Raw genomic sequence first — 5340 nt, forward strand, 5'->3', positions numbered from 1 at the left:
GGTCGCTGCCGCCGGTCTGCAGGGCGCAGCCGTAGCGGCGGTTCAGCTCCAGGTAGGGCGATGGGGACAACCTCGGGATGGCCCAGTTGTCCCCATCAACGGAGCCGAGCAGCCTCGATTGCGTAGGCGAACAAGTGGTACAGCCCTACTTGCATCGATCGATGTGGCATCCCGGTCTATGTGGTGGTGGACCCGTATGCCGCCGAGGTCGCTGTCCACACCCCGACCGCCGGCTCCGGCTACATCGTGGCCCACACGCGTAAGTACGGCTCGGGAGAGCTGGCCGACGGACGGGTCTAAACCCTCGAACTGGACGAGCTGCCCCGGCCCGAGCCGGATTCTTGCCGGCTGTATAGCGGATCCCGGCCCGCGCCTCCGCGCACCGGAGCGCCGTACGTGTGTGGCGCGGGTCCGGCGGGGCTGGTGCTACTGGTCCGCACGGCGCAGGAACCGCCAGCCCAGTACGGCCAGGGCGAGTGTCAGTGCGACAGAAGTGAGCACGAGCAGGGGCTGAACGATGGGAGAGCACCAGAACGCGGTCGTGCAGACCATCGGCAGGACCAGGTATGCGAATAGGTCCACTGCGGTCTGAAGCCGCTTGCGCATGGCGCGGCCCGCAACATTGCGGTGGTAGACCTCCCAGCCGAACACCGTGCCGTGGGCGGAGGCGAGTTCCCCCAGGCGTGGTCCCAATTGGTCGCGGACGTAGCAGCCGATCGCCGAGATCTTCTCGTCGTTGACCAGGTAGGTCCAGCCCAGGATCAGGCAGATCGCGGGGACGGAGAGCAGTAGTCGGTACTGTCCGCTCTGGACGGTGATCGCCATGACCGCAGTGGCCGCGGCGAGCGTGAAGTAGAGCAGGTTGTCGCGGAACCCTATGCGGGTCTTCTGTTCTTCTTTGAGGCAGTCGTACTCGGCCAGCAGGATTTTGCTCTCGGTGACATCGTCCGTGGAGGTCACAGGCATTCCTATGCTCGAGTTCAGGATCAACCGGCGATCTGGAAGGGCGTCAGGTTGTTGGGGCTGTGCCGTTCGATCCAGCCCTTCCCGTCCGCCGCGATCCCCTCCAGGAGACGGAAGGTGTGGGTGGAGCCGGCCGCGCTGAGGTTGATCTCAGAGATTTCCTGAGAATTCTCGTCCGGCGCCAGTTGATGGGCATCGGCGTCCTTGACGCGGATCTTCCTGGCTGGCCCGTTGGTGAGGACGAGCTCCAGGTCGTAGCCGACGTCGACATTCTCCGTCACCTGCACGGAGGACAGCGCGTCGAACCGATAGTTGCTCCGCTGCTCGTTCTTGCGCGTTGCGTCGGAGAAGTTGAACTCGGAGCTGATCTCGCGGATGCCGTCCTGGGTGAACAGGAACAGGCGGAAGACGTAGTGCGAGTACCGCCAGGGGCCGCCCCTGACCCGGCCTCGTTTGTAGGAAGCAGCTGGGGCTACCAGGATGGTGTGGGTGATCAGGTCGCGCCAGGTGAGCCGGTGGTGCCGGAGCGCTTCATCGACGAACGAGGTCTTGTCGCAGGTGAGCCAGGTCTCCATCTCCAGCTCGCTGGGGCGCGTGGCGTCCAGGAACGACTGCCAGTGCTGGTAGGCGGTCTGCCGTGCGGTCAACTGTTCATGGTACTTCTGAGTCTCCCGGGCCAGCCGGTGCTCTTCACGTCGGACCTTCAGCCACAGGGAAGCGGCCGAGTGCCCGGACCAGGCCGCACCGAGTACGGCCAGGAACGCCCACAGCGGCCTCGGCGAGGCGGCACCCGAGACTGCCGTTCCGAACGCGGTCAGAGCCGCGATGCCGAGAACGGCCAGGGCCACCACGGTCAGGGCCTTCGTCCTGACCGGAGTCAGGTCCTCGCGATGGTCATCGAACAGGGTGCCATTGTTGTAGCGGTTCCGGGCGTCCTCAGCGAGGTACCGGATCAACCAGGCAACCCGGTCCACACTGATCCGGCTCTCCCGATAGAGGTCCGCGATCTCGGCGGCGAGGCTGCCGCGGATCTGAGCGGTGTGGGCGAGCCAGGCGTCCGGGGTGAACCCGTAGGGCCTGCGAACGCTGAAGTAGTGATCGAACGAATGGCGGACGCGGTTGGTGAACCCGCCTTCGGCGGGGGCGGGACCGCGCGGGTGTGGGACACGGGCCCCCGCCGTGAGGTCCGACTGGGGTTCCTGGCCCCACCACCGGACGCCGAAGTGGGCCGCGGTCAGCCCCGCGACGAGCGCCACCAGTAACTCGACGACCGCCTTGACCGGATCCGTGACCAGTGCCAGGGCCCAGAGGAGCACGCTGCTGACGGCGAACAGGACCGCCCGGACGGGGAGGGCCGCCTTGGCGGCGGCAGCGGTGCTCGGGCGGGGCGGAACGGCCCGCGCCCCGATGGGGGCGGGCTCGAAGTAGGCCCAGACTCGCCGGACCCGGTCGTTGCCGAAGCGCTCCGCTGCGGCCCGTTCGCAGGTCTCCGCCCACAGGTCGTCCTTCAGCCCTCCGGTGAGCATGAGGTCGAGGTGACGGAGGATCGCGTTGTGCTGGCGGAGCGGCAGGTCTTGCAGCTGCTTCAGCACGGGTCCGGTCTCGCCGCTGCTGGCGTTGCTGAGCACCGCCAGCAGGTCGAAAGTGACGCGCAGGGCATCCTTCCACCCGTCCTCGGCGTAGATCCGTACGAGCCCGGAGGTGTAGTGCAGCCGTTGGACCTCTTCGGCGCTGAGGTCGTCGTAGGTGCGTGCGCTGAGTACGGCGAGCACCCAGTGGAAACGAACCTCCGCGCCGTCGTATCCGTGGGCCATCGCATCGGTGATCATTTCGCGGGCGCGGCTGGGGACGCCGTCCTCCAGGAACCGCACGCCCAGCCGGTACTTCTCCTGCGGCGAGGCGTCCGGGTGGACGAAGTAGACGTTGGAGTTGTGTACGGTCTCGGCCTGGATCCCGACAGTGGAGTCGTAGGCGGCCGAACTGTACGCGGCACCGTTGCTGTCGCTCATGCCAGGTCACCGGCCGCGGCGACCAGGGGGCCCAGCTCGGCCACCAGCGCGGGGCACTCCGCGACCAGTCCGCGCAGCCTCCTGAGCGACATGACCGTCCGCTTCGACGATTCAGGGCTGGTTCCCCCGGCCGACCGGAGGGCGGAGTCCAGATCGGTCAGGGCCTCCAGGTAGGAGTCCTCGTCGAGGGCACCCTCGGCGCGGTGCCGCCCCAGCTGCTGTCGGAAACGGTTCAGTTCCGCGATCAGGTCCGTCGGGCCGGATGCCTTCGGGGCCGCGTTCATGTGGACGCTGCTGCCCGTGACCGAGCCGGCCATGATACCGACGGTGCTGTTGTGGGCGGTGTTGCTGACGTTTCGGTCGAACCGGTCGGCCGAACGGACCCTGTCGTCCTGGGGCATCGCGGTCTCCTCCTGTTCCCCCACCAGTTCCACTGCCAACCGGGTGGCGAACGCCGCCGCGTTCGCTGCGGCCCTCGGTTGCCAGTTGCGGTCCTCCGCACTGTTCTTCGTGCCGTCCGCCCGGTCGCTGATTCCCCGGATGATGGCCACCGGTGCCCCGTTGAGATGGCCGGCCTGTGCCACACCGGCCGCCTCCATCTCGATGGCGAGTGCGTCGTTGTAGTGCTGCCGGATCCACTTCGCCTCGGCTGAGATCCTCGAGTTCTGGACGACCTCGCCGGCGGCGATCGCCCCGAAGCGCACCTGCGGCGCGTCCTCGCGACCGGGTACGGGGTCCGCCCAGTCGTTCAAGCGGGCCAGGTGCGAGGCGAGCTGGCTGATGCCGTGCGGTGCTTCCCACACCCGGGGGCGGGCTTTGAGCCCGTCGTCCTCGCTGGTCCCGCCGTGGTAGGCGTACACGTGTGACGCCATCACCACGTCGCCCAGCCTGGTGGCGTCCCACAGGGCGCCGGCGACCCCGACGAAGAGCACGGCCACCGGCGAGAACTCCTGGATCGCGCGTTCAGCGATCACTGCGGCGGAATGGTTTCCCTTGCTCGTCAGACCGAGTGCGACACGGCACGACGTGCCCTGCACGGTTCCCACCTCGAACCGGGTACCACGCTCATGGCGATGCACCTGCGGACCCGCCAGCCTCTGGCGCACAGCCTGGTATTCAAGATTGAGGGCAGTGAGAACCACCACCGGGCCGATCGACATCTATTCCTCTTCCCCTCTCGTGTTCTCTTCCATCGCGGATGGCACGGGTCGGATCAGCGGTGGAAACAGCACGGTCTTCGGACCGGCTCGGTACAGTCGTGCGGGCCGTCCTCCCGTGGTCCTGCGATCCGTGCCGGCGGGGACGATGAATCCCTTCGCCGCTTGGACCTTCCGGTAGAAATTGCGGGTGTCGAGTTCGGTGCCCCAGACGGCCTCGTACACCTCTTGCAGCTCTGCGATGGTGAAGTTCTCCCTGCAGAATGCCGTGGCCAGCGCCGAGAACTCGAGCTTGGTGCGCGCGCGTTCGATCCCGTCCGCAGCGATTCGACGGTGGTCGAAGGCGAGCTCCACCTCGCCGGACAGGACGGCTTCAGCGGGAACCCACGCGGCATCGGTGGCATCCGTTCCCGCGACCGGGTCGGGCAGCCCCGGCGCGATCGCCAGGTGGGCCACGGAGACGACTCGGCCTCGCGGATCGCGGCCCGAGTCTCCGTACACGGCCAGCTGTTCAAGGTGCACCCAGCCGGCCGCCAGTGCCGTTTCCTCGCTCAGTTCGCGGTGGGCGGCATCCAGAATCTCCTCACCGTCGTGGCTCAGGAATCCTCCAGGCAGGGCGGGCATGCCCCGGAAGGGATCTTCGCCCCGCTCCACCAGGAGGACGTGTAGGCGACTCCCCCGCAGCGTCAGGATCACGAGATCGACCGTCAGCAGTACAGAAGGTGGTGACCACACGTCATCTTGCATGTTCTGCAAGGTACTTCAGTTACTGTCACTTACACAAGAAGGGGGTAGTGGGGATTGCTGTGCCGTTCGACTCCGCAGCCACGGCGCGTGGCGGGGCCGCATGGATCGACCGGCTGGCACCGACCCCACCAGTCCGTTCCGGGTTGGGGGTTCCCGCGGCCCCGATCGCCGTGACGGAGAGCCGGAAGCCCCCATCGGGACGGGCCTGCGGCTCGTGACACCACGCGGCTGACAGCCAGGCAGCGCTTCCATAAGAACAAGTAGGACGAGCGCGTCGAGGACCAGACCAGCACGCTGACCTGGTCCTCGACGCGCTCGTTGGCTGCCGCTGCCAGGACACGGAGAGCCCGATTCCGGGGAGGTGGGGGGCCGGACTCTTCAACGTGAGCGGGTGCGCCCGCGAGCTCTGCCTCTCACGGGTGGCAGAGGGATCGGACCGGCAGGGGCGGTCGTCGGGTCGATCC

4 protein-coding genes are annotated in these 5340 nt (G+C 67.5%); all 4 read right to left on the reverse strand.

Going from position 1 to position 5340, the window contains the following annotated elements; genetic code table 11:
* Nucleotides 1-426: 426 nt before the first annotated feature.
* From ACIQOV_RS25960 to ACIQOV_RS25975, 4 genes are read right to left on the reverse strand one after another with little or no spacing between them, the layout of a single operon-like run.
* A complete protein-coding gene (locus tag ACIQOV_RS25960; RefSeq protein WP_401052345.1) occupies nucleotides 427-966 on the reverse strand; it encodes a hypothetical protein in 540 nt (179 codons plus the stop codon).
* A 20-nt stretch (nucleotides 967-986) separates the two neighbouring features.
* A complete protein-coding gene (locus ACIQOV_RS25965; protein WP_401052347.1) occupies nucleotides 987-2972 on the reverse strand; it encodes a hypothetical protein in 1986 nt (661 codons plus the stop codon).
* Nucleotides 2969-4132: a purine phosphorylase gene (locus tag ACIQOV_RS25970; protein WP_401052349.1), complete on the reverse strand. Its 1164-nt coding sequence runs from the start codon at nucleotides 4130-4132 to the stop codon at nucleotides 2969-2971. Before ACIQOV_RS25970 ends, ACIQOV_RS25965 begins: the two co-directional genes overlap by 4 nt.
* A complete protein-coding gene (locus tag ACIQOV_RS25975) occupies nucleotides 4133-4876 on the reverse strand; it encodes an NrtR DNA-binding winged helix domain-containing protein (protein ID WP_401052351.1) in 744 nt (247 codons plus the stop codon).
* Between the last annotated feature and the right edge of the window lie 464 nt (nucleotides 4877-5340).

Origin of the sequence: Kitasatospora sp. NPDC091257 (assembly GCF_044757675.1) — a bacterium.
Lineage (GTDB): Bacteria > Actinomycetota > Actinomycetes > Streptomycetales > Streptomycetaceae > Kitasatospora > Kitasatospora lactacystinica.

Excerpts from the sequence above, each read along its gene's own strand:
- ACIQOV_RS25960 (WP_401052345.1), bottom strand. The coding sequence starts at position 966 with ATGCCTGTGACCTCCACGGACGATGTCACCGAGAGCAAAATCCTGCTG.
- ACIQOV_RS25965 (WP_401052347.1), bottom strand. The coding sequence starts at position 2,972 with ATGAGCGACAGCAACGGTGCCGCGTACAGTTCGGCCGCCTACGACTCC.
- ACIQOV_RS25970 (WP_401052349.1), bottom strand. The coding sequence starts at position 4,132 with ATGTCGATCGGCCCGGTGGTGGTTCTCACTGCCCTCAATCTTGAATAC.
- ACIQOV_RS25975 (WP_401052351.1), bottom strand. The coding sequence starts at position 4,876 with ATGCAAGATGACGTGTGGTCACCACCTTCTGTACTGCTGACGGTCGAT.